The sequence below is a fragment of the Streptomyces sp. TAA204 genome, assembly GCF_000424965.1.
Window position 1 is genome coordinate 371,960 of sequence record NZ_AUKW01000005.1, and the last position, 26,069, is coordinate 398,028.

A 26,069-nucleotide genomic window follows, 5' to 3' on the forward strand; every position below is an offset into this window, starting at 1 on the left:
GTCCGTCCCGAGCGTCCCGTCCGGGCCCTACGGCACCGTGCCGGGGGTGCCGCCGCTCCACGCCTCCTCGGCGATCACGGCGCTCACCGGCAACGGGCCGTAGATGTGGGGGAATTCCTCCCCGGCCCCCGGGAACGGCGGCTCGTACCGCAGGGGTGAGGAGATCCGTTCGCTGTCGATGACGAGCACCACGAGGCGGTCCGGATCGGTGTCGCTGTACAGCAGCTCCGCCACCTGCGGGAGTTGGTGCCGCAGGGAGCAGTGAATGAAGCCCACCTCCCGCAGGGTCTGCCCGCGTGTGGACATCTCGTACGTACCGGACGCGCGGGCGGCCTCCCATACGGACCGCTCCGTGATGTGCAGCAGTTCAGTCATCGTGAGTCCTCCCGGACGGGCAGTCGGTCACGAAGCGGAAACCCTCAACGGAGCGAGCCGTGGGAATCCCCCTCCGCCGGAGGGGGAGAAGCCACGAGGCGACGCTGGTGCCCCGCCCCTCCCGGCAGGGTCTGCCCCGTCGCGACGCCCGGCACTCCCATTGCCGTCCCCGCGCCCCGCCCGCGCGCCCTCAGAGCCGTCGGGTGGCCAGCGTGAGCCGGTCGCGGGCGTCGAAGAGCGCGTCCTTGATCAGCTGCTCGTGCGCGGGGGTCAGCCTGGCGACCGGCACCGAGCAGCTGATGGCGTCCCGTGCGGGCGTGCGGTAGGGGATGGCGACGCCGAAGCAGCGCAGCCCCAGCGTGTTCTCCTCACGGTCGACCGCGTAGCCCTGCTCCCGTACCAGCGCCAGCTCCTCGATCAGCTTCTCGCGGTCGGTGAGGGTGTGGTCGGTCAGGGCGGGCAGAGTCTCGGGGAGCATCTTGCGCACCTGCTCGTCGTCGTACGTGGCCAGCAGCGCCTTGCCCAGCGAGGTGGAGTGCGCCGGCAGGCGGCGTCCGACGCGGGTGAAGGGGCGCAGGTAGTGCTGCGACTGGCGGGTGGCGAGGTAGACGACGTTCGTGCCGTCGAGCCGTGCGAGGTGGATGGTCTCGGTCGTGTCGTCGGAGAGCCTGTCGAGAGTCGGCCTGGCGGCGGCGACCGCCTCGTCGCCGTCGATGTAGGACGTGCCGACCAGCAGTGCCCGTACGCCGATGCCGTACCGTGTGCCGGTGGCATCGGTCTCGACCCAGCCCAGGTCGACGAGGGTGCGCAGCAGCATGTAGAGGCTTGACTTGGGGTAGCCCACGGACTCCTGGACGGCGGCGAGGGAGTGCATCCCGGGACGTCCCGCGAAGAACTCCAGCAGCTCCACCGTGCGCACAGCGGACTTGACCTGCGAAGCTCCCGTCTCGCCAGCTGACATCGTCCTTGACCCCTCCGTGACGGCGCTCATAAAGTCCCCGGCAGTGATTCACCGACAGAGACGGCGTTCAGCATATCGAACGACGGCTCTGCGGAGACAAGCACGCGGCAGGAGGAATCGCGGTGACAGCAACACCAGTGTGGAGCGTCGACCCCCGGACCGGAAAGCAGCGCGAACAGGTCGGCGCGGAGGCGACGGCCGCCGACGTCGACGCGGCTGTACGGGCGGCCCACGCATCCCGTGAGCCCCTCGCCGACCGCGACGTGCGCGCCGCCCTCCTGCGTGCCGCCGCGGACCAACTGGGGGCGGCGAGCGAGGAGATCATCACCACGGCGGACGCGGAGACCGCCCTCGGGCGGCCCCGGCTGACCGGGGAGCTGGCCCGTACGCAGGCCCAGCTGCGCGCCTTCGCCGAGGAGATCGAGGACGGCGCGTACCTGGGCATCACCATCGACCACACCGACCCGGACGCGACGCCGCCCTGCCCCGACCTGCGCCGCTACAAGATCCCGCTGGGTGTCGTGGCCGTCTACGCCGCGTCCAACTTCCCCCTCGCCTTCTCCGTGCCCGGCGGCGACACCGCGAGCGCGCTCGCCTCGGGCTGCCCCGTCGTCGTCAAGGCGCACCCCGACCACCCCGCGACCTCGCAGCTGACGGGCGCCGCGCTGCGCCGTGCGGCGGCCCAGGCCGGCCTGCCCGAGGACGTGCTGAGCGTGGTGCACGGCTTCGAGGCCGGCATCGAGCTCGTCAAGCACCCGCTCGTCGCCGCCGCGGGCTTCACCGGCTCCGTGCGCGGCGGCCGTGCCCTCTTCGACGCCGCTGCCTCGCGCCCCACACCGATCCCCTTCCACGGCGAACTCGGCTCCCTCAACCCGGTCGTCGTCACCGGGGCCGCGGCGGCCGAGCGGGCAGAGGAGATCGGTACGGGCCTGGCGGGGTCGATGACGATGGGCACGGGCCAGTTCTGCACCAAGCCCGGCCTCGTCCTGGCCCCCGAGGGTGAGGCGGGCGAGAGGCTGCTGGGCGCTCTGGGGGACGCGGTGGCCAAGGCCGCGCAGGGACCGCTGCTGGACAGCAGGATGAGGGAGGCGTTCCTCTCCGGGGTCGCCGCCCGTACGGAACTGGAGGGCGTGGAGGCACCCGTGCCCGCCGGTGCGGGCGAGGACGGCCACACGGTCAGCGCCGGCTGTCTGACCGTCCCCGCGGAGAAGGTCGGACAGCCGGAGTACGAACTGCTGCTGGAGGAGTGCTTCGGTCCGGTCACGGTCGTCGCCCGCTACGGCCGGGACGAGGAGATCACGGCGGTGCTCTCCCGGCTGCAGGGCAACCTCACCGCCACCGTGCACCTCAGCGAGGGCGAGGCAGCGGGCGACGGCGGGCTGGGCGCACAGCTGCTGGCGCGGCTGACGCCGCTGGCGGGCCGGGTCCTGGTCAACGGCTGGCCCACCGGCGTGGCGGTGGCGCCCGCGCAGCACCACGGCGGCCCGTACCCCGCCACCACCTCCACCTCGACCTCCGTCGGCGCCACCGCCATCGAGCGCTGGCTGCGCCCCGTGGCCTACCAGGACGCGCCGGAGGCGCTGCTGCCGCCCGAGCTCCACGACGCCAACCCGCTGGGGCTGCCGCGCCGCGTGGACGGCCGCAGGGAGAACTGACGGGCGGAAGGCCGCGGCGGGGTGAACTGACGGGCCGGCGGTGCCGTTCGGCCCGGTCAGCCGGATCGAGCGGAAGGCCGTTCGGGGCGGGTCATGCCGTGCAGGTTGCTGTACGCGGCCCGCTCCGGCGGCGTCCAGCCGCTCAGCAATGCGGGGTCGGGACGGTAGATCTCGACACCGATCGGACGGCAGACGGCGAGGGCGTCGTCGGGGGATGCCCCCGGCCCCCACATCGGTACGGACAGATCGCCGCCCGGGCACGTCGACAGCGCGCACAGCAGGTCCAGTTCGGCGAAGAACTCCAGGTGGTCGCCGGGCCGGGCCGGGCAGTCCTTCATGAAGTACTGGTCGTCCTCGTTCAGTCCCGTGCACTGGAAGACGTTCAGCACGTCGTGCACGTCGAACTCCGTGAGGCCGTACGGAAGCACCGCCCGCACCAGGTTCGAATGGCAGTGGAAGTCGAAGTCCTCACCCGTCAGCATGCGGTTGACGTACGGGTCGCAGCGTGTCCCCAGCAGATCGTGGACCCTTCCGCCCTCGGCGTCCGTGCCGTAACCGGCCAGGGTGTCGCGGGTGATGGTCACCAGGGGCCGCAGGAAGGGCAGTGTGGACCACAGCCGGTCGTAGGTGCTGACGTGTGCGCGCTGCAACTGCCGTGTGCGCGAGGCCCACAGCCGCTCGCGCGGGTCGTGCCGGTTCCACACGTTGAGGTCGCCCACCTGCGGCCCCTCCAACGTCACCAGGCGGCACAGATGTCCGGCCGGTACCTCCCAGGCGCGGCCGGAGCGGATCGGGACGGTGAAGCTCTCGAGGAGCTCCCGGCCGTCGGCGGATGCCGCCCGGTCGTAGAAGGCCCGGTCGACGTCGAGCGGGCCGCCCTCGGCGGCCCGGTATGCGGCGGCGGTGCTGGCCATGCGTGTGAGCTCTCCCTCGCGGTCGTCTGCTGCCGGCCGGTGGCCGTCATGTGCGCGGTCAGGGGCACGGCGTGGAAAGGGGGGAGGCCGCGGTGCGGCCTCCCCCCTTCATGCGGCGGGTCGTTCGCGGAACGCGCCCCGCGTCACCTCACCGGGGTGAAGTCGCGCGCCCCGATGAAAGGGGGGCGGCGGACAGGTGCCGCGAAGGGCTCGACGGCCTCGTTCTCCACACTGTTGAAGACGATGAACACGTTGCTCCGCGGGTACGGGGCGATGTTGTCACCACTCCCGTGCATGCAGTTGCAGTCGAACCACGTCGCCGAACCGGCCTCGCCCGTGAAGAGCTTGATGCCGTGGGCGTCGGCGAACTTGGCCAGGGACTCGTCGGAGGGTGTTCCCGCGTTCTGCATCTGCAGGGACTTCTTGTAGTTGTCCTTCGGTGTCTCGCCCGCGCAGCCGAGGAAGGTCCTGTGCGACCCCGGCATGATCATCAGGCCACCGTTGGTTTCGTAGTTCTTGGTCAGAGCGATCGAGACCGACACCGTACGCATCTTCGGCAGACCGTCCTCCGCGTGCCAGGTCTCGAAATCGGAGTGCCAGTAGAAGCCTGTGGCGCCGAATCCCGGCTTGACGTTGATCCGGGACTGGTGGACGTAGACGTCCGAGCCCAGGATCTGCCGCGCCCGGCCCACCACTCGGGGGTCTCGCACCAGTCCGGCGAAGACCTCGCTGATCTTGTGCACCTCGAACACGGTCCGGATCTCGTCCGACTTGGGCTCCACGATCGAGCGCTCGTCGGCACGGATCTCCGGGTCCGTGGTGAGCCTTTCCAGTTCCCTGCGGTACGTCTCCACCTCATCGGGGGTGATGAGCTGGTCGACCGTGAGGAACCCGTCCCGCTCGTAGTCCGCCAGAACCGCGGGCTCGATCGGCCCTGGTGTACCCGGCTCGGACCACACGACGGGGTCCATCCTCGGTGTCGCCACCTCGGTGGCTCCGCGGGTCGGGTACAGGTCGGCGGTGCGCTCGGGTGCGGTGGTCATGGTGTTGCCTTCCTCTCCTCTCGTGCGGCCCTGTGGGTGGGCGAGTGGCCGGATCGGCCGGAACCAATCAGTTCCGGCCGCGGCAATTCGAACGAGTGAGCCTGGAGGGCTCAGCCCTCGTCGGGCTCGGTGAGAAGCGGGTAGACACCGTTCTCGTCGTGATCCTCCCGGCCCGTGACGGGCGGGTTGAAGACACAGACGCACCGGAAGTCGGACTTGGGGCGCATGGTGTGCTTCTCGTGCCCGTCGAGCAGATACATGGTTCCGGGGGTGATCAGGTGCTTCTCACCGGTTTCGTCGTTGGTGAGTTCGGCTTCGCCCTCTACGCAGAGTACGGCTTCGATGTGATTTGCGTACCACATCGACGTTTCCGTACCCGCATACAGCACCGTCTCGTGCAGCGAGAAGCCGGCGCGCTCCTTGGCCAGCACGATCCGCTTGCTTTCCCAGGTGCCGGATGCGCTCTTGATGTGGCGGTCGGTGTTCTCGATGTCCTTGAAGGAGCGAACAATCACGTGTCGTCGGGCCTTTCTCTTCTCATTACGGGGTCGGCCCGCCCCGGACGCAACCGGGGCGGGCCGTGAGCGGTGGAACTAGGCTGTCTCGCGGACTGCCCGGGCCAGCACGCGCAGGCCCTCGTCCAGCTCCTCGGGGGTGATGGTCAGCGACGGCAGCAGCTTGACGACCTCGCTCTGCGGGCCCGAGGTCTCGATGAGCAGACCCAGGTCGAAGCAGCGCTTGGCCACGGCGTCGGCGCGGTCCTTGTCGTGGAACTCCAGGCCCCACACGAGCCCGCGGCCGCGGAAGTCCGCCACGTCCTCGGTGTGCTCCTCCGAGATGGCGCGCAGGACGGCTTCGACCTGCTCGCCGCGCGAGAGCGTCTGCTTCTCGGTCTGGCTGTCCCTCCAGTACGTCTCGATCGCGGCGGTGGCCGTCACGAAGGCCGGGTTGTTGCCGCGGAAGGTGCCGTTGTGCTCGCCCGGCTCCCAGATGTCCAACTCGGGCTTGAACAGGGTCAGGGCGAGCGGCAGACCGTAGCCGCCGATCGACTTCGACAGGGTGATGATGTCCGGCTTGATGCCCGCCTCCTCGAAGGAGAAGAAGGCACCGGTACGGCCGCAGCCCATCTGGATGTCGTCGACGATAAGCAGCATGTCGTGACGGTCGCACAGATCGGACAGATCGCGCAGCCACTCGGCGCGTGCGACGTTGATGCCGCCCTCGCCCTGGACGGTCTCCACGATGACGGCCGCGGGCTTGTTCAGACCGGAGCCCTGGTCCTCCAGCAGCCGCTCGAACCACACGAAGTCCTCGGTGGTGCCGCCCAGATAGTCGTCGAAGGGCATCGGCGTGCCGTGCACGAGCGGGATGCCCGCGCCGGCCCGCTTGAAGGCGTTGCCGGTGACGGCGAGCGAGCCGAGGGACATGCCGTGGAATGCGTTGGTGAAGGAGACGATGGACTCGCGGCCCTTGACCTTGCGCGCCAGCTTCAGCGCCGCCTCGACGGAGTTGGTGCCGGTCGGGCCGGGGAACATCACCTTGTGGTTCATGCCGCGCGGCTTGAGGATCTTCTCGTTGAAGGCCTCCAGGAACGCGCGCTTGGCGCTGGTGCTCATGTCCAGTCCGTGCACGACGCCGTCGCGCTCGATGTAGTCGAGCAGCGCGCGTTTGAGTACGGGGTTGTTGTGGCCGTAGTTGAGCGTCCCGGCTCCGGCGAAGAAGTCGAGGTAGGTATGGCCGTCCTCGTCGTACATGTGCGAGCCCTGGGCGCGGTCGAAGACCGTGGGCCAGCCGCGGCAGTAGCTGCGGACCTCCGACTCCACGGTCTCGAAGACGCTCAGGTCCGGCTGGGTGATCGTCACAGCATGCTCCTGGGAGTGAGTTGCGTGCGGTAGTCGTGCGATTGCGGGAATTGCAGGGGTGGTTCGAAGATCGGAGTGTGAAGCGGCACCGGACGCGCGTAGCTTCAGCGCCCGGCCGGTGGCCCGGCGTCCGCCGGGGGCGCCACCGGGCCGATCCGGTACAGCACTTCGGGTTCGTGACCGCTCTCGGGGAACACGTCGGCGTCGAAGAGCACCTCCTTCTCCACCGCCGCGCCGTGGCGCTCCGCGAAGGAGGTGAAGAGGCGGTTCGAAGGGGTGTTGCCGGGGGTGACGGTGGTCTCGACCACGTCGACCCCCGCCTCCCGTGCCACCCGCGCGGTGAGCCCGTCCAGCATCGCGGCCGCGAGTCCGCGGCCGCGGGCCGACTCGTCGACGGCCACCTGCCAGACGAGCAGTGTGCGTGGGTGCCGTGGGCGCACGTAGCCAGTGATGAATCCGACGGGCTCGCCGCGTTCGTCCCGTGCCACGACAGACGTGTCGGCGAAGTCGCGGCACCACAGGAGATAGCTGTACGAGGAGTTGAGGTCGAGCGTCCGGGAGTCGCGGGCGATACGCCACAGGGCCGCTCCGTCCTCGAGCCGCGGAGCGTCGAGTATCAGCCCTTCCGGCATTCCCTGGAAATCGCTGTGGGCACGTGCAGGTACTGCTTGTGCGGCGGTCATGGGTACTAAATTTACCCAGTAGATTCCGAAAACGCACGGCGAGGCAGGGTTACGCGGCAGGGTGGTCGTATGTTATCGCCAGCAGATCCAAGTCTCCCGGAAGGGGCGCGTTTCGCCCCGAAGTATCCGCATTTTCCCTGCAATGAAGGCGCCCTGTGGAGTCTGTCACAGTGCCATAACAACCTGGAGATCGGCTCGAAATGGGCCAGCAGCAGGCGTGAGAAATCACGGCGTTTAAGCCGGTGGAAATTGGGCAGAAGAAAGGCGGGAAGTGCGTTCCGCATAAAGTCTGGAATGGATTCTCCGCCGGGTGCTCCAAGGTCGCATCTTTTGTCCCCCGAACGCAATAAGATCGCCACGTTGTGTACTCGCGCGGTGATCCGGCCGCTCCGCCGGGTATGAGTGCCCCCAAACGCCTCGTAGGCTGCGGACATGAGTGACCGCGGCTGTCTGCACATCAAAGGGCGCGTACTTGCCGGGCCCGAGGACGTACGGGACGAACTGTGGGTGGTCCAGGGGCGGATCACCTACGAACGCCCCGCTCACACCGGGCAGGACCCCGACGTCATCGAGGGCTGGGCGCTCCCCGGCCTCGTCGACGCGCACTGCCACGTCGGTCTCGACGCCCACGGAGCCGTGGACGATTCCACCTCGGAGAAGCAGGCGCTGACCGAACGCGAAGCCGGCACGCTGCTGCTCCGGGACGCCGGTTCACCCGCGGACACCCGGTGGATCGACGACCGGGAGGACCTGCCGCGGATCGTGCGCGCGGGCCGGCACATCGCCCGCACCAAGCGCTACATCCGCAACTACGCGCACGAGATCGAGCCCGGCGACCTGGCGGCCTACACGCGGCGCGAGGCGAGGCGGGGCGACGGCTGGGTCAAGCTCGTCGGCGACTGGATCGACCGTGAAGAGGGCGACCTGGCGCCGTGCTGGCCGCGCTGGGCGCTGGAGGAGGCGATCGCCGCCGCGCACGAGGAGGGCGCCCGGGTCACCGCGCACTGCTTCGCCGAGAACTCCCTGCGAGATCTCGTCGAGGCGGGCATCGACTGCGTCGAGCACGCGACAGGGCTCACCGAGGAGACGGTTCCGCTCTTCGCGGAGCGCGGCGTGGCCATCGTCCCCACGCTCGTCAACACCGCCACCTTCCCCCAGCTCGCCGCGGGCGGCCTGAAGTACCCGCGCTGGTCGGCACACATGAGGCGGCTCTACGAGAACCGCTACGAGACGGTCCGCGCCGCCCACGACGCGGGCATCCCCGTCTTCGTCGGCACGGACGCCGGAGGCTCGCTGCCGCACGGCCTGGTCTCGGCGGAGGTCGGCGAACTGGTCAAGGCCGGCCTCCCGGCGGCCGACGCCCTCTCCGCGGCGGTCTGGGGGGCCCGGCGGTGGCTGGGCCGGCCCGGGCTCGAAGAGGGCGCTCCGGCGGACCTCGTGGTCTACGGGGAGGACCCGCGGGAGGACGTGCGGGTGCTGGGCACGCCCCGACGGGTGCTGCTGCGGGGGAAGGTGGTGCGGTAGGCCCCCGGGCCGCCCGCACCACGCCGCCCGCCCGCAAACCGCCAGCCTGCGAACCGCCCGCCGCTGCCGCCACGAAGGAGTCCCACCGTGCAGGAGATCGTCTCGTGGGACGCGAGGTGCCTCTCGCAGGCCATCACGAGCCGTCAGGTCTCGTGCGTCGAGGTCATGGAGGCCTATCTGGACCACATGACGGGCCTCGACCCCCACGTCGGCGCGATCGTCGGGATGCAGGACCCGGAGATGTCGCTGCGGCAGGCGCACGAGAGGGACGTGCAGCTCGAACGGGGCGAACACCTGGGCTGGATGCACGGGTTCCCGCACGCGGTGAAGGACCTCGCCGAAGCCGAGGGGCTGCCGTGGACCGAGGGATCGCCGCTCCACCGGGACCGTGTCGCCGCGCGGGACGCGCTGTTCGTGCGACGCCTCAAGGACGCCGGGGCGCTGGTGATCGGAAAGACCAACACACCCGAGTTCGGGCTGGGTTCGCAGACCTACAACAAGGTGTGGGGGACCACGGGCAACGCCTACGACCCCGCGCTGACGGCCGGCGGCAGCAGTGGGGGAGCGGCGGCGGCGCTGGCGCTGCGAATGCTGCCGGTCGCCGACGGCAGCGACTACATGGGCTCGCTGCGCAATCCCGCCGCCTTCAACAACGTACTGGGCATGCGTCCCAGCCGCGGACGCGTCCCGGCGCCGGGGTTCACGGAGCAGCCGTCCGTGACGGGGCCCATGGCACGCACGGCGGCTGACCTGGCGTGGCTGCTCTCCGTCATGGCCGGGCCGCACGAGAGCGCCGCGTCCGCCCTCACCGAGGGAGGGGAGCGCTTCAGGGAGAGCCTCGAGAGGGACTTCCGCGGCGCCCGTATCGCCTGGGTCGGCGACTGGAACGGCTACCTGCCCACCGAGCCCGGTGTGCTGGAGCTGTGCCGCTCCTCCTTCGCCGCCTTCGAGACCCTCGGGTGTGAAATCGCCTACGCGCTGCCCGACTTCGCGCCGGAGGAGCTGTGGGAGACCTTCCTGACCTGGCGCTGGTGGGCGAACCTCGAAAGGCACGGCCTCTACGCCGACCCCGGCTCGCGTGAGCGGATGAAGCCGGAGGCGGTGTGGGAGGTCGAGCACGGCCTGCCGCTCAGCGCCCTCGACCTCCGCGTCGCCGCGGCCTCCCGCGAGCGCTGGTACGCCGCTCTGACGTCGTTCCTCTCCGAGTACGACTACGTACTCGCCCCGTCCGCCCAGGTCTTCCCGTTCGACAAGCGGGTGCACTGGCCCGGGCGGATAGGCGGGCAGGAGATGGACACCTACCACCGCTGGATGGAGACGGTCGTGCCCTGGTCGCTGGGCGGGCTGCCGGCGATCGGGATGCCCGCGGGGTTCGGCGAGAGCGGGCTGCCCATGGGCGTCCAGCTGGTCGGCAGGCACGGGGACGACTTCGGGCTGCTCCAACTGGCCCACGCCTACGAACAGCTGACCGGATGGGTGGAGCGGGTGAAGCCACCGCTGCTCGGCTGACCGGACCGGCTCCCGGGCGTTCACCTTCCCCGCGAGTCCTCCGTCCGTCAGCTTCCCGGCTTGCCGTCCTCGCCGGGACGGTCCTCCTTCTCGTCCGGGTTCCACTCCAGCAGCCGGACCTTGGCGACCGTGCGCACGTGGCTGCGCATGGCTGCCGCGGCGGCGTCGGGGTCGCCGGCCTGGACGGCGTCCAGGATGCGCATGTGCTGGTCGAGTGAGCGCGTGGGCCGGCCGGGCTGACGCAGCGACTCGTTGCGGCTCTCGGCGACGGCATCGGAGATCGAGCGCATGAACTGCGCGAGCAGCGTGCTGTGTCCGGCCGCCGTGACGGCCGCGTGGAAGCGGCGGTCCCCCTCGGCTCCGTGCCCGCCTGCCACGATGTCGGACTCCATCTCGCCGAGGGCGGCGCGCATCGCGGCCAGGTCCTCCTCCGTGCGGCGTTCCGCGGCGAGTTCGGCGAGCTTCGTCTCCATCGCCTCGCGGGCCTCCAGCACGTCGGGGAGGCGCCGCTGCCGTTCGACGAGCCGGTCGACGGGTTCGGCGTCGAGGGTGTCGCGCACGAGGTACGTGCCGCCGCCGTGCCGCGTCTCGACGAGTCCCTGGACCTCGAGGACGACCACGGCCTGCTTCACCGAGGCCCGGCTGACGCCGAGCCGCTGGGCCAGTTCGCGCTCCGGGGGCAGCCGGTCGCCCGCCCTGAGTTCGTGCTCGACGGCATAGGCGCGCAGGCGGTCAAGCACCTGTTCGTAGAGGCGGGGCCGTGTCATGGGTCGCAGCGAGTCGTCCGTCATGCGGGCCCCCTTGATCGCCGATGCCCCGTGGCCGGGAGCCTAACACCGTGGCTCAAAGGCTCACTGGTTTGGTGGTCAAGTGGATGAACCAATTGCGTCCGAGGCATTGACACCGCAAAACCCGTGGGCACAACGTGGTTCAGCCACTTGGCCATTTGACCATTTGGTGACCATGCCGGTCCGCGAGCCGCGATCCGGCCCATCCGCCCCCTGGGAGCCGAAGGACGGGAGCCCCATGTCCGCCGAACTCATATCGATCCTGGTGCTGGCGGTGATCTTCGTCATCGCCACCACACGCTCGGTCAACATCGGCGCGCTCGCCTTCGCGGCCGCCTTCGGGGTGGGAACGCTGGCCGCCGGTTTCGACGCCGACAAGGTCTTCGCCGGATTCCCCGGCGACCTCTTCGTGGTGCTGGTCGGCGTCACCTACTTCTTCGCCATCGCCCGCGCCAACGGCACCACGGACTGGCTCGTGCACGCGGGCATCCGCATGGTGCGGGGGCGGGTGGTGCTCATCCCGTGGGTGATGTTCGCGGTCACCGGCCTGCTGACGGCCATCGGCGCCGTCTCTCCCGCGGCGGTCGCCATCATCGCGCCGATCGCGATGGGCTTCGCGGCCAAGTACCGCATCCATCCTCTGCTCATGGGCGCGCTCGTGGTGCACGGTGCGCAGGCCGGCGGCTTCTCTCCCATCAGCATCTACGGTTCGACGGTCAACAGCATCGTGGCCAGGGAGGGGCTGCCGGGCAACGAACTCGCACTGTTCGGCGCGAGCCTGGTCGTGAACCTCGTCATCGCGGTGGTCATCTTCGTCGCCTGCGGCGGTATGAGGCTGCGAGGTGCCGGCGTGGACACAGCCACCGCCGGCGGGGTGGACTCCGCCGGCGGCGAAGCCGCGGGGACGGGCGCCGGCACGGGTTCCGGCACGGTGACCGGAGCGGCAGCGGCAGCGGCAACCGGAAGCGGCAGCGGCAGCGGAACCAGCACCGGCCCCGGTGCGGCCACCGCGACAGCCACCGGCTCCCCCGCCGGCACACGGAAGCCGGGGGACGGTCCGCGGGAGGCGGCGCTGCCCGCGGGGACCGAGCGCCTCACCCCGGCCCGCACCGCGACACTCGTCGGCCTGCTCCTCCTCGTCACCGCCGTGCTCGGGTTCGACCTCGACGCGGGCCTGACCGCCATCGCCCTCGCCGTCGTCCTCGCCGTCATCTGGCCGCAGGACAGCAAGGCGGCCGTGAACGGCATCACCTGGCCGACGGTCCTTCTGGTGTGCGGCATGCTCACCTACGTCAACGTCCTGGACGAGATGGGCACGATCGAATGGGCCGGCGAAGGCGTCGCCGCCATCGGCGTCCCGCTGCTCGCCGCGCTGCTCTTCTGCTACATCGGCGGATTCGTCTCCGCCTTCGCCTCCTCCGTCGGCATCATCGGCGCCCTCATCCCGCTCGTCGTCCCCTTCCTGGAGAAGGGCGAGATCGGCGTCGTCGGCATGGTCGCCGCCCTCTCGGTCTCCTCCACCGTCGTCGACGTCAGCCCGTTCTCCACCAACGGCGCACTCGTCCTGGCCAGCGCCGAGGAGGTCGACAGGGACCGCTTCTTCCGCCAGCTCATGGTCTACGGCGGTGCCGTGACGGCGCTGGTCCCCGCACTGATCTGGCTGGCCGTCGTCGTACCCGGCTTCGGGTGATCCGCGGCCGCCGTCCCCGACGGCCGCCGCCCGGAGGCCGCGCACACCCGTACCGCCCACGCCCGTACCGCCCACGCCCACCGGCACGACTGCGAGGGAGACCCCGTGTCCGCCATCATCCCCGCGCTGCACAACCCGCCCGCCAAGACCGCGCTGCGCTTCGGCGACGCGGCACTGACCTACGCGGAACTCGCCGCGACGGCCGGAGCGCTGGCCCGGCGGCTCACCCCCGGGCAGCGCGTCGCCGTGTGGGCCACCCCCACCATGGAGACGAGCGTGGCGGTCGTCGCCGCGCTGCTGGCGGGTGCACCCGCCGTGCCGCTCAACCCGAAGGTGGGCGAGCGCGAACTGGCGCACATCGTCGGTGACAGCGAGCCCGCCCTCGTCCTCGCGGAACCCGGCGTCCCCCTGCCCGGGGTGCTCGGCGCGCTGCCCCGTACGGACATCGTCACCGCGCCGCCGGAGACCGTCCCCACGCCGCCCGACGACGTGGACGAGGAAGCACCCGCGCTGATCGTCTACACCTCGGGGACCACGGGCCCGCCCAAGGGGGCCGTCCTCCCGCGCCGGGCCGTCACCTGCACCCTCGACGCGCTGCGGGACGCCTGGCAGTGGAGCGCCGAGGACGTGCTCGTGCACGGGCTTCCGCTCTTCCATGTGCACGGGCTGATCCTGGGCGTCCTCGGCCCGCTGCGCCGCGCCGGAACCGTGCACCACCTCGGGCGCTTCTCCACCGACGGGGTCAGGGAGGCGCTCGACGCGGGGGGAACGATGCTCTTCGGGGTACCGACGATGTACCACCGGATCGCCGAGGAGGTCGGTGACGATGCGCGACTGGCCCGGTCCCTCTCCAACGCCCGCCTGCTCGTGTCCGGTTCGGCCGCGCTGCCTGTGCACGACCACGAGCGGATCGCAGCCGGGACCGGCCGGCGGGTCATCGAGCGGTACGGCATGACCGAGACGCTGATGAACACCAGCGTCCGCACGGACGGCGAGCCCCGCCCCGGCACCGTGGGCGTTCCCCTGCCGGGTGTCGAGGTGCGGCTCGTCGACGAGGACGGGACGGCTCTCGGCGTCCGCGACGGCGAGAGCGTCGGCGAGATCCAGGTGCGGGGACGCAACCTGTTCACGGAGTACCTCAACAGGCCCGACGCCACGGCCGAGGCGTTCGACGGCGGCTGGTTCCGCACCGGTGACATGGCCGTCCGCGAGGACGACGGCTGCCTGCGGATCGTCGGGCGGAAGGCGACCGACCTCATCAAGAGCGGGGGCTACAAGATCGGCGCGGGGGAGATCGAGAACGCGCTGCTGGAGCACCCCGGAGTCGTGGAGGCCGCGGTGACGGGCGAGCCCGACGACGACCTCGGCGAACGCGTCGTCGCCTGGATCGTTCCCGGCACCGGCCGGCGCCCCGGGGAGAAGGAACTCGCCGACCATGTGGCCGCTCAACTCGCCCCGCACAAGCGCCCACGCGCTGTCCGCTTCCGTGAATCCCTGCCCCGCAATGACATGGGCAAGCTGCTGAAGAGGGCGCTCCATGAGTGACCGTGCCCCTGCCGGCGGACGGCTCTCCGCGCGCGGGATCATCCGCGCCGTCTCCAGCGGCTTCGCCGAACTGGCGCCTTCCGCACGGGAGTACGGCGCTTCGCCGGGCACGGAAGGACACGGGGCGAAGGGCGCGGACGTCACCGGGGGCATGGATGTCACGGACGTCACCGGAACGTCTCCCTGCGACCCGCCGGACGGGCCGATCAACTGGCGGGGCTACGGCGCCGCCCGCGAACGGGCGCGGACCGCCACGGGAGAGAGCGAGTCGGCCGTGTGCGGCACGGCCCGCATCGGCGGGGCCGAAGTGGTCCTGGTCTCCTTCGAGTTCGGGTATCTCGGCGGCTCGCTCGGCGTCCGCACGGGCGAACTCCTCGCAGCGGCGCACGCGCACGCCCGTACGCACCGGCTGCCGCTGGTGTCACTGATCGCCACCGGCGGCAGCCGCATGCAGGAAGGCATGATCGCACTGACCCAACTGCAGCGGGTGGCACGGGAGTCGGCACTGGCGCGGCGTGCCGGTGTTCCGCAGCTCGCGGTGCTCCGCGACCCCTCTACCGGCGGCGGCTGGGCCACCCTCGGCGCAGGGGCGGACGTGGTGCTGGCACTGCCGGGCGCGCAGGTCGCCTTCGCGGGCTCCCGGGTGCGTCCCGAGGGTGCCGAGCCGGCGGCCTACACGGCGGAGGGGCAGTACGCGGCCGGGCACATCGACCAGATCGTCTCCGGGGAGGACCTGGGCGAGGCACTTCAGCGGTGGGTCGCCCTGCTGGCCGGACGCTCGCACCGCCCGCCCGGCCCTCCCCGGGCCCTGTCCGCCGGACCCGCCGCCTCCGTCCCCTCCGGCGGGCAGGAGGCGGTGGCGCGCGCCCGGTCGTCCCGACGGCCGCGCGCCACCGCCTACTTGGACGACTACTTCGACTGGCGTGAGGAGCTGCGCGGCGACCGGTGCGGCGGCGTGGACGAGGGGATGCTCTGCGGCTTCGGGCATGCCGGGGGCCGTACCGTCGCCTATGCGGCCCAGACCGGCACGGCCACGCGCCCCGCGGGATTCCGCACGGCCGCGCGGCTGATCCGCACCGCCGGCCGGCTCGGCATTCCCGTCCTGACGCTCATCGACACACCCGGAGCGGCGAACGACGCCGAGGCGGAGAGCGCGGGCGCGGGCCCGGCCATCGCGGAAGTCTTCGCCGCGGTCGCCGAGGCGGAGGTGCCCGTGACCTCTCTGCTCATCGGCGAGGGCGGATCGGGCGGGGCGCTGGCCCTGGCCGCTCCCGGCAGGCTGTGGGTCACGCCCGACAGCTACTTCTCCGTGATCGCCCCCGAACTCGCCGCGGCGATCCTCAAACGCCCACCGGAGGAAGCCGCCGCCACCGCGGAGGAGTTGTGGCTGCGGCCGCAGGACGTGGTGCGGCTGGGCATCGCCCGGGCGGTCGTGGACGCGCATCCGCCGCGGTCGGGCAGCGAAGGCGCCGCGCGGTGACCGCCGGGTCCGGGGGCGGAAACATCCGGCGTCCGTCACCGGCCCCGCGCGGGCGGGACGGAGCGGACGGAGCCGGCCGGCCCTCAGACGCCCGGAGCGGAGGCAACAGGCCCGGCTCCGCCCGCCGTTGTCAGGCGATGCCGAGCACTTTGGCGAGAGCCGCGGCCAGTTGGTCGCTGGTCTCCCTGTCCCGTACGGCGATCCGCAGCCATTCGCGGTCCAGCCCGGGGAAGGTGTCGCCACGGCGCACCGCGAACCCCAGCGTGCGCAACTCCTCACGCAGCGAGGCGGCCTCCGGGTGCCGCACCAGTACGAACGGTCCCTCCGGACGGCCCTGCACACGCAGGCCCGCCGAGGCGAACTCGCCCAGCCGGGAGACCAGATGGGCGCGGTCGGCGACGCCCCGGCGCGCGGCCAGTCCGGCCTCGGCCAGCGCCTCCGGCTCGCAGCAGGCTTCGGCGGCCGTCAGAGCGGGCGTCGAGACGGGCCACAGCGGCTGGTGACGGGCGAGGCCCGCGACCGTGTCCGGATCGGCCAGCACGTAGCCCACACGCAGCCCGGCGAGCCCCCAGGTCTTGGTGAGGCTGCGCAGCACCACGAGGCGGCCGGGGAGTGCGGTCCCGGCCGTTCCCGCCGGCGGCTCCGTCAGGAACGGCTCTGCCGCCAGGAGCGGCGCCAGCGACTCCCTCTCGCCCGGCACCGCGTCGATGAACGCCTCGTCCACGACGAGGGTCCGGCCCTCGCGGGCGAGCGCGGCGAGCGTACGGGCGGGGTGCAGGACGGACGTCGGGTTCGTGGGGTTTCCGACGACGACCAGATCGGCGCTGTCGGGTACCGCCGCCGGATCGAGGCGGAAGCCGTCGGCGGGGCTCAGCAGCACCCGACCCACGGTGTGTCCCGCGTCCGCCAGCGCGGCCTCCGGTTCGGTGAACTGCGGGTGCACCACGACCGGTTGACGTGCCGGCAGTGCGCGGGCGAGCAGCACGAACGCCTCCGCGGCGCCCGCCGTGAGCAGCACGCGGTCCTCGTCGAGACCGTGCCGGGCCGCCACCGCGCGGCGCGCGGCCCTTCCGTCCGGGTAGGCGGCGAGGGTGCCGAGCGAGGCGGCCAGGCGCGCTGTGAGCCACGGCGGGGGAGTACCCGTACGGACGTTGACGGCGAGGTCGGTCAACTCCGGTCCGGCGTCACGCACTTCGGCGTCCCCGTGGTGCCGCAGACCGGAGTCGTCCGGTGTGCTCTCAGTGTGTTGAGGCATGATCCGCTCCGTGAGGCCGGGAGCCCGGCGCGCGGAACGCCCCGCCCCCGACGGCCGCCCGGTAGCGTTCCAGGACGGCCTCCGCCAGCTCCTCCGTCACGCCGAGGACGTCCGCGTTGCGCACCTCCACCTCGCGGTTCGCCGCTGCCCAGCCCGACGACTGCTGGCGTACGCGCGCCGAGAGGGCACCGTCGAAGAGGAAGTAGGGCAGGACCACCACTGTCGTCGCGCCCAGCCTGCGGCACCGGTCCAGCCCCGAGGCCACGTCCGGGGCGGCCAGCGAGACGAACGCGGGTTCCACGCCCGCGTAGCCGCGGCCTTCCCACAGCAGCCGTGCCGCCCGGTGCACTTCGGCGTTGGCGTACGGGTCGGTCGAGCCGCGTCCGACGAGCAGCACGGTCGTGCGGAAGCGGTCAAGGGGGGTGCGCGGCGTACGCGCCTCCTGCGCGGCGGAGGCGGTGGAGGCGGCGGGTTCACCGGACGCGGTCCCCTCGGCAGTCACGGCGGCACCGGCAGTCCCGGCGTCGCCGCTCAGCGCCTCCTCCAGGCGGCGCTCCAGTACGGACAGCAGCGCGGGATGCGGTCCCACGGCGGCGCCGGTGACGAAGGAGGCGTCCGGATGCCGCTCCTCCTCGGCCGCCAGCGCCGCCCGTACGCCGTCTTCGGCGTGACCGCCGGGCACCAGCGTCAGCGGGACGGCCGTGAACCGCGTCGTCCCCTCGGCCACGAGAGCGGCCACGGTGTCGCTCAGCGCGGGCCGCGCATGACCGGGGAAGCCGCCCGCGACGGGGAACCCCGGGTCGCGTCCGGCCAGTTCGCCGACGAAGGAACGGAAGGCTTCGGCACTGTCGTCGTCACGGGTGCCGTCGCCGACGAGGAGGAGGGCGGGCGGGGTCGTCACTGGTTCTCCTTGATGTCCGTCCGTGCGTGATGACGTCCATCGTGCCCTCCGCCGCGCCGCACCTCACCTGCGGCCTCCCCCCGAAGGCGCCGACTGCTCAGCGCCACGGCCGCGGTGGCCCTCGCGGCGGCCCGCACGCCGGCCGGCACCGACGCGGTCTTGCGTACGAGCAGCCGTGCACCGGTCCCGGAGGCGGCCAGCGCGGCGGCCTCCGCCACGGACGGCGTGGCCACGGTCGCACGCACTCCCTCCGAGGGCGTGGGCACTTCGACGCCGCACAGCACCTCGGCCGGAAACGTGCGCAGCGGCACCTCCAGCAGGTCGGCCACGCGAAGGAGGCCCGGTTCGGCGGCCTTGGCGTCCACCGTCGCCAACTGCGCGACCTCGCACACCGAATGACCCGCTTCGTCGAGCACCCGCCGGACCAGGACCAGCACCTCCCGCGCGTCCACGCCGCGGCCCGCACCGAGTCCGACCGTCAACGCCCGGACCGGCGGGGCGAGTCCGGACGCGGGGAAGGCGGCGTCCGGACGGAGAGGCCCCGGCGGTCCCGGCGGCGGCGCGCTGCCCGTCACGTTGCCGGCCCCGTACGGGTCTCCCGCGCGGCGCACGAGTCCACGAACCTGCGCGCCAGCTGCGGAACGGCCGCCCAGTGCACGTGCAGGTACGAGGCATGGACGCTGCCCCGCACTCCGGCCACGAAGCCTTCCCCGCGCCGCTCGGGCCGCACGAGTCCCCAGGCGGGCTCGGCCCCCGCCCCGGGTGTGACGGCGGTGCGGTGGAACTCGTGGCCGTGCACCCGGGTACCGGCCGCCGCCAGACAGCTCTCGCCCACAGCGACGGCCTCGCGGTAGCCGAGGGTCAGCCGTTCGGTCATGCGTGCCGAGGCGTCCAGCACGCCGCACATCTTCTGTCCGTCCAGCTCCCGTGCGAGATAGAGCAGTCCGGCACACTCCGCGGCCACGGGCCCGCCGTCGGCGGCGAGTTGCGTGACGTCCTCGCGCAGCGCGGCGTTCTCGGACAGCTCCGGCGCGTACACCTCGGGGAAGCCGCCGCCCACGACGACACCCTGCGTGCCCTCCGGCAGCTTCTCGTCGTGCAGCGGGTCGAAGAGGCGCACCCGGGCGCCGGCGGCCCTCAGAAGTTCCTCCTGCTCCGCGTAGGAGAAGGTGAACGCCGCGCCCCCCGCGACGGCCACCACGGGAGCGGCCGCGGAGGACCGGGAGGCGGGAGGGGGCGCCGCCGCGGTCTCCCGCATCTCCGCCTCGGCGTCCCAGGGCACGACCGGCAGCGGCGGGGCGCTGCGCGCCAGGGCGAGCAGCGCGTCCAGGTCGCAGCCCTGCCGGACCTGCGCGGCCGCACGGGCGACGGACTCGACGGCCTCGGCGCGGCGTTCGGCGACGGGCACCAGCCCGAGGTGCCTGGAGGGCGTTCCCAGTGCGGGCATGCGCCGGAGCACACCGAGCACCGGCACCCCCGAGGCGCCCATCGCGTCGCGGAGCAGCTCCTCGTGGCGGTCCGAGGCGACCTTGTTGAGCAGCACGCCGGCGACCCGTACCTCCGGGTCCCAGGACGCGAAGCCGTGCACGAGCGCCGCGACCGAACGGGACTGCGAGGAGGCGTCGACCACCAGCACGACAGGGGCGCGCAGAAGCTTCGCCACGTGCGCGGTCGACGCCAGTTCGCCGGCGCCTCCTGCACCGTCGAACAGGCCCATCACGCCCTCGACGACGGCCAGTTCGGCACCCGCCGAGCCGTGTGCGAAGAGCGGTGCGATCCGCTGCGGACCGCACAGGTAGGCGTCTAGGTTGCGTCCGTGCCGTCCGGTGGCCAGGGCGTGGTAGCCCGGGTCGATGTAGTCGGGCCCGACCTTGTGCGGGGAGACACGCAGCCCCGCCTCGGCGAAGGCCGCCATCAGGCCGGTGGCGACGGTCGTCTTGCCACTGCCGGAGGAGGGCGCGGCGAGGACGAGACGGGGGACGTCCAGACCGCTCATGTGGCCGCCCTGCCCGGTGCGTTAGGGTCCGGAGCCGCCGCGTCCGCCGGGCCGCCGGTACCCGCCGTGCCGTGGCCGCCGGTACCCGCCGTGCCGTCGGCACCCGCAGCGCCGTGCGCGACCGCAGTGCCGTCCACGCGCTTCGTGCTCCTCGCGCCCGCCGTCCTCACCACTCGATGCCCCGCTGCCCCTTCTGCCCCGCGTCCATCGGGTGTTTGACCTTGGACATGTCGGTGACGAGGTCGGCGGCGTCGATCAGCTCCTGCGGCGCGTTGCGGCCGGTGATGACCACGTGCTGCGTGCCGGGCCTCGTGCGCAGCACCTCGACCACCTCGCGAGCGTCCACCCATCCCCAGTGCATCGGATACGCGAACTCGTCCAGCACGTACAGCCGGTACGTCTCGGCCGCCAGGTCCCGCTTGACCTGCTCCCAGCCCTCGCGCGCCGCCTCCTCGCTGCCCAGCTCGCCGTCGCGCTGGATCCACGACCAGCCCTCGCCCATCTTGTGCCAGGCCACCGAGCCGCCCTCACCGCTCGCGCCCAGCACGCGCAGGGCCCGCTCCTCGCCGACCTTCCACTTCGCCGACTTCACGAACTGGAACACCCCGACCGGCCAGCCCTGGTTCCACGCCCGCAGCGCGAGCCCGAAGGCCGCCGTCGATTTGCCCTTGCCCACTCCCGTGTGCACCGCCACCAGCGGACGGTTGCGGCGCTGGCGTGTCGTCAGCCCGTCCCCGGGCACGGTGCTCGGCTGTCCCTTCGGCATTACGCGGCCCTCCCTGTACGTGCGTTCGCAGATGATCCTGTGGGCGCGGACGACGGTGGCCCGCCCGCCGGCGCCGTCCCCGTGGCGTGCCGGACGAGGTCGGTGACAGCGTCCGCGCGCAGTTCCTCCAGCGTCACGGCGGTGCCGCCCAGCTCCCGTGCCAGCTCCGCGGCGAGTCCCAGCCGTACCGGCCCGGCCTCGCAGTCGAGCACCACCGAGGCGGTTCCCTCGGCCGCCAGCAGCCGTGCCGCACGCCGAGCGTCCTGTGTGGAGCCGGATCCGCCGGTCGCGCGCCCGTCGGTCACCACGACCAGCAGCGGCCGGCGTGCGGGGTCCCGCATGCGCTCCACCCTGAGCACTTCGCGCGCTCTGAGCAGCCCGGCCGCCAGCGGTGTACGCCCGCCGGTGGGCAGCGACTCCAGACGGGAGGCAGCCGCCTCGACGGATGACGTGGGCGGCAGGGCGACCTCCGCGCCCGAGCGGCGGAAGGTGACCATGCCGACCTTGTCTCGCCGCTGGTAGGCGTCCAGCAGCAGCGACAGCACGGCACCCTTGACCGCGCTCATCCGCTGCCGGGCCGCCATGGAGCCGGAGGCGTCCACGGCGAAGAGGACGAGGTTGCCCTCCCTGCCCTCCCGCACGGCCTCGCGCAGGTCGTCGCGGCGCAGGAGCAGACCCCGCCCGTCGCGGCCGCGGGCGTGCTGGTGCGGTGCGGCGGCCTGAACGGTCGCCGCCACGTGCAGCCTGCCCAGCGCGCCGCGCGGCCTGCGGGCTCCGGTGGTGCGGCCGTGCGCGGTACGGGCGCGGGAGCGGCGGCCCGCCGCGCCCTCGCCGAGCCCGGGCACGGACAGTGCGCGGGCCCGGAAGGGCTCGGCTGCCTGCGCGGGGGACTTCTCCCCGCTCTGCCCGGACGGTGCGCCGGTCTCGTCCTCTCCGGTCTGCTCCTGGCCGCTTCCGGCCGGGCCGCCGGGCGGTGGAGGCGAGGGCTGCTCGCGCGGCTCGCCCTGCGCCTGTTCGGGCAGTGCCGGCTCCTGCGCCGCGTCCTGTGACGTCTCCGGTTCGGGCGGAGGGCCCTCCTGCGGAGGCCGGCCCCCGCCGTCGTCCGGCCCTTCCGGTCCCTCCGGTCCTTCTTGAGGCCCGTCGGGTCCGGGGCCGTCCGGGTCGGTGTCGTCGCCGTCGGAGCCTCCGTGCTCCTGGAGCACCTCGTCGAGCTTGTCCTCGTCCAGCCCCGGCGCGTCGAACGGATTCCGCCTGCGCCGGTGGGGGAGTGCCAGCAGCGCCGCCTGCCGTACGTCCTCCTCCTGGACGTCCCGGCGCCCCGCCCAGGCGGCCAGCGCCGTGGCCGTACGCGCCATCACCAGATCGGCGCGCATCCCGTCCACCTCGAACGCGGCGCACGTCGCCGCGATCTGGCGCAGCGCCGCGTCACCGAGCCGCACCCGGGGCAGCAACTCCCGCGCCGCCGCGATGCGTTCGCGCAGCGTCTGCTCCTCCTCGGCCCAGCTGGCCGCGAAACCGGCCGGGTCGGCCTCGTAGGCGAGCCTGCGCCGCACCACGTCCACCCGCTCGCCGGTCTCACGGGAGGCGGTCACCTCGACGGTCAGGCCGAACCGGTCCAGCAACTGGGGCCGCAGTTCGCCCTCTTCGGGGTTCATCGTGCCGACGAGCAGGAACCGTGCCGCGTGCCGGACGGAGACGCCCTCGCGCTCCACGTAGGAGGCGCCCATGGCGGCGGCGTCGAGCAGCAGGTCGACGAGATGGTCGTGGAGCAGGTTGACCTCGTCCACGTACAGCACCCCGCGGTGGGCGTCGGCCAGCAGACCGGGCTGGTACGCCTTCACGCCCTCCGCCAGCGCCCGTTCGATGTCGAGCGCTCCCACCAGCCGGTCCTCCGAGGCGCCGACGGGCAGTTCGACCATGGCGGCGGGCCGTACGCGGCCGCCGCCCGTCTCGTGCGGCCCGTCGGGGCAGTCGGGGTCCGGGGCGGCCGGGTCGCAGGAGAAGCGGCAGCCGTGCACGACCTCCACGGGGGGCATCAGCGCCGCCAGCGCCCGGACGGCCGTCGACTTGGCGGTGCCCTTCTCCCCGCGTACGAGGACACCGCCCACCGCGGGCGAGACCGCGTTGAGCAGCAGCGCCAGCCGCAGGTCGGACATGCCCACGATCGCGGAGAAGGGGTAGGGGCTCCGTGCGGTGCTCATGCTGCTCCTGACGTGTCGGCTTCCGGAACTTCCGGTGTCGTCCGGCCGGTGGCCGGCAGCGGTCGTGCGTCCTGTGCTCCGGCGGTCGCGGGCGCTCCCGGCGGTTCGGTCCGTGCGGACGGTGCGGACTGTGCGGTCGGCTCGGGGGGCCCGGGCGTCCCGGACGGCCCGGCTGGATCGGACGGGCCGGCTGGATCGGAGGGGCCGGACGGTCCGGGTGTTCGGGGCGCTCCGGGCGCGACGAACGGCAGACCGGCGGGAGGGCCCGACTCGATCAGCCGCAACAGCGCGTCGGTGTCGGCGTGTTCCTCGACGAGGTCTCCGAGACGGTCCAGCTGCTCCTCCCGCAGCGCGGCGAAACCGGTGCCGGGCGCCGGCACGAACCCGGTGCGTCCGGCGTCGGCCGCCACCCGGCGCAGAAAGGCCCGCCGGAAGCCGTCGCTCTCCAGCGCACCGTGCCAGTGCGTCCCCCACACCGGCCCCGACCTGCAGCCGTCCACGCCCTCTCCGTCCGCACCGGTGAAGACGGCTTCCCCGCCCAGCACTTCGGCGACCCCGTGGTGGATCTCGTAGCCCTCCGCGTACTCGCCCAGCGCCGAACCCGCCGGCCGCGCAAGGGTCTTCTCCTCGGCGAAGCGGACCCGCACGGGCAGCAGCCCCAGCCCCTCGACCGTGCCCGCGCGCGACTCGACGTCGTCCTCGATCCGCTGCGAGAGCATCTGGTACCCGCCGCAGATACCCAGCACGGGCCGCTCCTCGGCCGCCCGCCGCCGCACCGCCTCCGCGATGCCACGCTCGCGCAGCCACCGCAGCGCCCGCACGGTTCCGCGGGTGCCCGGCAGCACCACCAGGTCGGCGTCGGCCAACTCCTCGGGACGGTCGGTGAAGCGGACGACGACGCCCGGCTCGGCCGCGAGCGCGTCGACGTCCGTGAAGTTCGACATCAGCGGCACGGGCACGACCGCGACCCGCAGGACGTCGGTGCCGTGGGGCGCCGCCGGGTGCTCGCCGGCGCCGCCCGCCGAGTGCCCCGCGAAGGAGTACGCGGACACCCGCAGCCCGTCCTCCTCGTCGATGCCCAGGCCGTGCCGGAAGGGCAGCACGCCCAGTACGGGCCTGCCCGTCAGGCCCCGGAGCATCTCCAGGCCGGGCTCCAGAAGCGTCACGTCACCACGGAACTTGTTCACCACGTAGCCCGCGAGGAGTGACTGGTCCCCGGCGGACAGCAGCGCAGTCGTGCCGAAGAGGGAAGCGAAGACGCCTCCGCGGTCGATGTCGCCGACGACCACCACCGGCAGCCGCGCGCTGCGCGCCAGGCCCATGTTGACGATGTCGGTGTGCCGCAGATTGATCTCGGCGGGGCTGCCCGCCCCTTCGCAGATCACCGCGTCGTGTGTGCGCCGCAGCCGCGTCAGGCAGTCGGTGACCGTGCCGAGAAGCTGCTCCTGCCGCCCCGAGTGGTAGCCGCGGGCGCTCAGTTCACCGACCGCCCTGCCCATCAGCACCACCTGGCTGCTGCGGTCGCCGCCCGGCTTGAGCAGCACCGGGTTCATCAGCGCGGTCGGCTCGGTGCGCGCGGCGGCCGCCTGCATCGCCTGTGCGCGGCCGATCTCGGCGCCCTCCCGCGTCACGAACGAATTCAGCGACATGTTCTGGGCCTTGAAGGGCGCGACCTTGAGCCCTTTGCGCGCCAGCCAGCGGCAGATACCGGCCGTCACGACGGTCTTGCCCGCGTCCGAGGTGGTGCCCGCCACGAGCAGCCCTCCTCCGAGGCCGGTACCGCCGCGCCGCCCGTCCGTCGCGTCCCCGGTCATCGCCTCCCCCTTCCGGCCCGCACGCGGGCCACAGCGAGCCGTCCGGCGACGCCGGCGGCGGTGGTCGTCAGCTGTGCGAGCAGGCCGACTCTCCGCGAGAGGCGCACGGCCCGCGCGATGTCCGCACACCGCACGGTGCGCCCGGGGGAGTTGAGCACCGGCCGGTGCTCCGTACGCCCCCCGTAGCTGAGGACGCCGCCCAGCCGTACACCCAGCGCCCCCGCGAAGGACGCCTCGACCGGACCGGCGTTGGGACTGGGATGCCCGCCGGCGTCGGCCCGCCAGGCGCGCAGGGCTCCGCCCGGACACGGGCCCGCCAGAGCGGCGAGCAGCGCGGTCAGCCTCGAACCCGGCCACCCGGCCAGGTCGTCCAGCCTCGCCGCCGCCCATCCGAAGTGCCGGTGGCGCGGGGAGCGGTGACCGACCATCGCGTCGAGGGTGTTCACCGCGCGGAAGGCCGCCGCGCCGGGCGCTCCGGCTGCGGCACCCCACACCAGGGCGCCGACCACGGCGTCGGAGGTGTTCTCCGCGACCGACTCCACGACGGCCCGCGCGATGCCCTCCGCGTCCAGCGTCTGCGGGTCACGGCCGCACAGATGCGGCAACAGCCGTCGTGCGCCGTCCACATCGCCCCGGTGCAGGGCCGCGCCGACGGCCAGTGCCTCGCGGCCCAGTCCGCTGCCGCCCAGCACGGTCCAGGTCACCGCCCCTGTGAACGCCGTGCCCGCCGCCGCGCCGCCGGCGCCCCGCACCGCTCGGGAGAGGGCAGCCGTTGCTGCGGCCGCACCCGCCACGCACAGCGCGGTGTACGCCGCGCCCGCCGCACGGTGGTCCCGCCACAGGGCGCGCTCCGCCGCGGCGGCGGCCCGTCCGAAGGCGGCGACGGGATGTCCGCGTCGCGGGTCTCCCAGCAGGAGGTCACCCAGATGACCGAGGGCGGCGCCGAAGGCGTAGGAGTAGGCGTGCTGAGCCCGCATCCGTCAGCGGGCCGTCATGCCTCGGAGACACGGTGCGCCCGCCTGACACGGCGGCGCGGGTGCCCGCCCGTGAGCGTACGGGGACGGGGACGGGGATGCGGCCGGGAAGCCACGCATGGCGGAGTCCTCA

Annotated in this window: 22 protein-coding genes; 6 read left to right on the forward strand and 16 right to left on the reverse strand. The window is 72.8% G+C overall.

Translation table 11 applies throughout. The annotated features are described in order from the left end of the window. Positions 1-27 precede the first annotated feature (27 nt). Both H343_RS0112445 and H343_RS0112450 read right to left on the reverse strand, forming a co-directional pair. Entirely contained in the window at positions 28-375 is a 348-nt protein-coding gene (locus tag H343_RS0112445; protein WP_028431420.1) for a DUF952 domain-containing protein, read from the reverse strand. A 190-nt stretch (positions 376-565) separates the two neighbouring features. Beyond that, entirely contained in the window at positions 566-1,336 is a 771-nt protein-coding gene (locus H343_RS0112450) for an IclR family transcriptional regulator (RefSeq protein ID WP_028431421.1), read from the reverse strand. A 122-nt stretch (positions 1,337-1,458) separates the two neighbouring features. Here H343_RS0112450 and H343_RS0112455 point away from each other — a divergent pair, with 122 nt between their 5' ends. Then, positions 1,459-2,991: an aldehyde dehydrogenase (NADP(+)) gene (locus H343_RS0112455; RefSeq protein WP_028431422.1), complete on the forward strand. Its 1,533-nt coding sequence runs from the start codon at positions 1,459-1,461 to the stop codon at positions 2,989-2,991. 56 nt (positions 2,992-3,047) lie between these two features. Here H343_RS0112455 and H343_RS0112460 read toward each other — a convergent pair whose 3' ends face one another. The 5 genes from H343_RS0112460 to ectA all read right to left on the reverse strand — a co-directional run bounded on the left by H343_RS0112460 (position 3,048) and on the right by ectA (position 7,493). Then, complete coding sequence (locus H343_RS0112460; protein WP_028431423.1) at positions 3,048-3,905, reverse strand: DUF1989 domain-containing protein; 858 nt, start codon at positions 3,903-3,905, stop codon at positions 3,048-3,050. A 143-nt stretch (positions 3,906-4,048) separates the two neighbouring features. Continuing rightward, positions 4,049-4,948, reverse strand: coding sequence for an ectoine hydroxylase (thpD, locus tag H343_RS0112465; protein ID WP_028431424.1), 900 nt, complete (start codon positions 4,946-4,948; stop codon positions 4,049-4,051). Positions 4,949-5,058: 110 nt separating this feature from the next. Beyond that, positions 5,059-5,463 carry an ectoine synthase gene (locus H343_RS0112470; protein ID WP_028431425.1) on the reverse strand — a complete coding sequence of 135 codons (405 nt, stop codon included), beginning with the start codon at positions 5,461-5,463 and terminating at the stop codon, positions 5,059-5,061. Between the two features lie 78 nt (positions 5,464-5,541). Then, the gene (ectB, locus tag H343_RS0112475; RefSeq protein ID WP_028431426.1) at positions 5,542-6,810 is read right to left on the reverse strand and encodes a diaminobutyrate--2-oxoglutarate transaminase; all 1,269 of its coding nucleotides are present in this window, start codon (positions 6,808-6,810) and stop codon (positions 5,542-5,544) included. A 104-nt stretch (positions 6,811-6,914) separates the two neighbouring features. Continuing rightward, a complete protein-coding gene (gene ectA / locus H343_RS0112480; protein WP_028431427.1) occupies positions 6,915-7,493 on the reverse strand; it encodes a diaminobutyrate acetyltransferase in 579 nt (192 codons plus the stop codon). 432 nt (positions 7,494-7,925) lie between these two features. On the opposite strand from ectA, the gene H343_RS0112485 reads away from it, so the two are divergent. Together H343_RS0112485 and H343_RS0112490 are read left to right on the forward strand one after the other, a co-directional pair. After that, positions 7,926-9,017 (forward strand): amidohydrolase family protein, encoded by a 1,092-nt coding sequence (locus H343_RS0112485; RefSeq protein WP_028431428.1) that lies wholly within the window; start codon positions 7,926-7,928, stop codon positions 9,015-9,017. Positions 9,018-9,104: 87 nt separating this feature from the next. Next, positions 9,105-10,526: an amidase gene (locus H343_RS0112490; protein WP_199778917.1), complete on the forward strand. Its 1,422-nt coding sequence runs from the start codon at positions 9,105-9,107 to the stop codon at positions 10,524-10,526. Positions 10,527-10,573: 47 nt separating this feature from the next. Here the strand turns inward: H343_RS0112490 and H343_RS0112495 are convergent, their stop codons facing one another. Continuing rightward, the gene (locus tag H343_RS0112495; protein WP_028431430.1) at positions 10,574-11,317 is read right to left on the reverse strand and encodes a FadR/GntR family transcriptional regulator; all 744 of its coding nucleotides are present in this window, start codon (positions 11,315-11,317) and stop codon (positions 10,574-10,576) included. A gap of 235 nt (positions 11,318-11,552) precedes the next feature. On the opposite strand from H343_RS0112495, the gene H343_RS0112500 reads away from it, so the two are divergent. From H343_RS0112500 to H343_RS30295, 3 genes are all read left to right on the forward strand, one after another. Next, the gene (locus H343_RS0112500) at positions 11,553-13,004 is read left to right on the forward strand and encodes an SLC13 family permease (protein WP_028431431.1); all 1,452 of its coding nucleotides are present in this window, start codon (positions 11,553-11,555) and stop codon (positions 13,002-13,004) included. Between the two features lie 105 nt (positions 13,005-13,109). Then, positions 13,110-14,549: an acyl-CoA synthetase gene (locus H343_RS0112505; RefSeq protein ID WP_051265058.1), complete on the forward strand. Its 1,440-nt coding sequence runs from the start codon at positions 13,110-13,112 to the stop codon at positions 14,547-14,549. 151 nt (positions 14,550-14,700) lie between these two features. Then, positions 14,701-16,029, forward strand: a complete 1,329-nt coding sequence (locus H343_RS30295; protein WP_051265111.1) for a carboxyl transferase domain-containing protein — start codon at positions 14,701-14,703, stop codon at positions 16,027-16,029. Between the two features lie 130 nt (positions 16,030-16,159). On the opposite strand, the gene cobC is transcribed toward H343_RS30295, so the two are convergent. The 8 genes from cobC to H343_RS0112555 all read right to left on the reverse strand — a co-directional run bounded on the left by cobC (position 16,160) and on the right by H343_RS0112555 (position 25,939). Further along, positions 16,160-17,284 carry an Rv2231c family histidinol phosphate aminotransferase CobC gene (gene cobC, locus H343_RS0112515; protein ID WP_037903583.1) on the reverse strand — a complete coding sequence of 375 codons (1,125 nt, stop codon included), beginning with the start codon at positions 17,282-17,284 and terminating at the stop codon, positions 16,160-16,162. After that, the gene (locus H343_RS30300) at positions 17,268-18,185 is read right to left on the reverse strand and encodes a sirohydrochlorin chelatase (RefSeq protein ID WP_078505501.1); all 918 of its coding nucleotides are present in this window, start codon (positions 18,183-18,185) and stop codon (positions 17,268-17,270) included. Before H343_RS30300 ends, cobC begins: the two co-directional genes overlap by 17 nt. After that, entirely contained in the window at positions 18,182-18,667 is a 486-nt protein-coding gene (locus H343_RS30305) for a cobalamin biosynthesis protein (protein ID WP_486586883.1), read from the reverse strand. Before H343_RS30305 ends, H343_RS30300 begins: the two co-directional genes overlap by 4 nt. Positions 18,668-18,756: 89 nt before the next feature. Continuing rightward, a complete protein-coding gene (locus tag H343_RS0112530; RefSeq protein ID WP_199778918.1) occupies positions 18,757-20,181 on the reverse strand; it encodes a cobyrinic acid a,c-diamide synthase CobB in 1,425 nt (474 codons plus the stop codon). A gap of 166 nt (positions 20,182-20,347) precedes the next feature. Beyond that, on the reverse strand, positions 20,348-20,947 hold the full coding sequence (gene cobO, locus H343_RS0112540) for a cob(I)yrinic acid a,c-diamide adenosyltransferase (protein ID WP_028431435.1): 600 nt from the start codon (positions 20,945-20,947) through the stop codon (positions 20,348-20,350). Next, positions 20,947-23,148: a putative cobaltochelatase gene (locus H343_RS30310; protein WP_037903473.1), complete on the reverse strand. Its 2,202-nt coding sequence runs from the start codon at positions 23,146-23,148 to the stop codon at positions 20,947-20,949. The genes cobO and H343_RS30310 overlap by 1 nt, the downstream gene beginning before the upstream one ends. Next, positions 23,145-24,962, reverse strand: a complete 1,818-nt coding sequence (locus H343_RS30315; RefSeq protein ID WP_078505503.1) for a cobyric acid synthase — start codon at positions 24,960-24,962, stop codon at positions 23,145-23,147. The genes H343_RS30310 and H343_RS30315 overlap by 4 nt, the downstream gene beginning before the upstream one ends. After that, the gene (locus H343_RS0112555; protein WP_028431436.1) at positions 24,959-25,939 is read right to left on the reverse strand and encodes a cobalamin biosynthesis protein; all 981 of its coding nucleotides are present in this window, start codon (positions 25,937-25,939) and stop codon (positions 24,959-24,961) included. Before H343_RS0112555 ends, H343_RS30315 begins: the two co-directional genes overlap by 4 nt. Between the last annotated feature and the right edge of the window lie 130 nt (positions 25,940-26,069).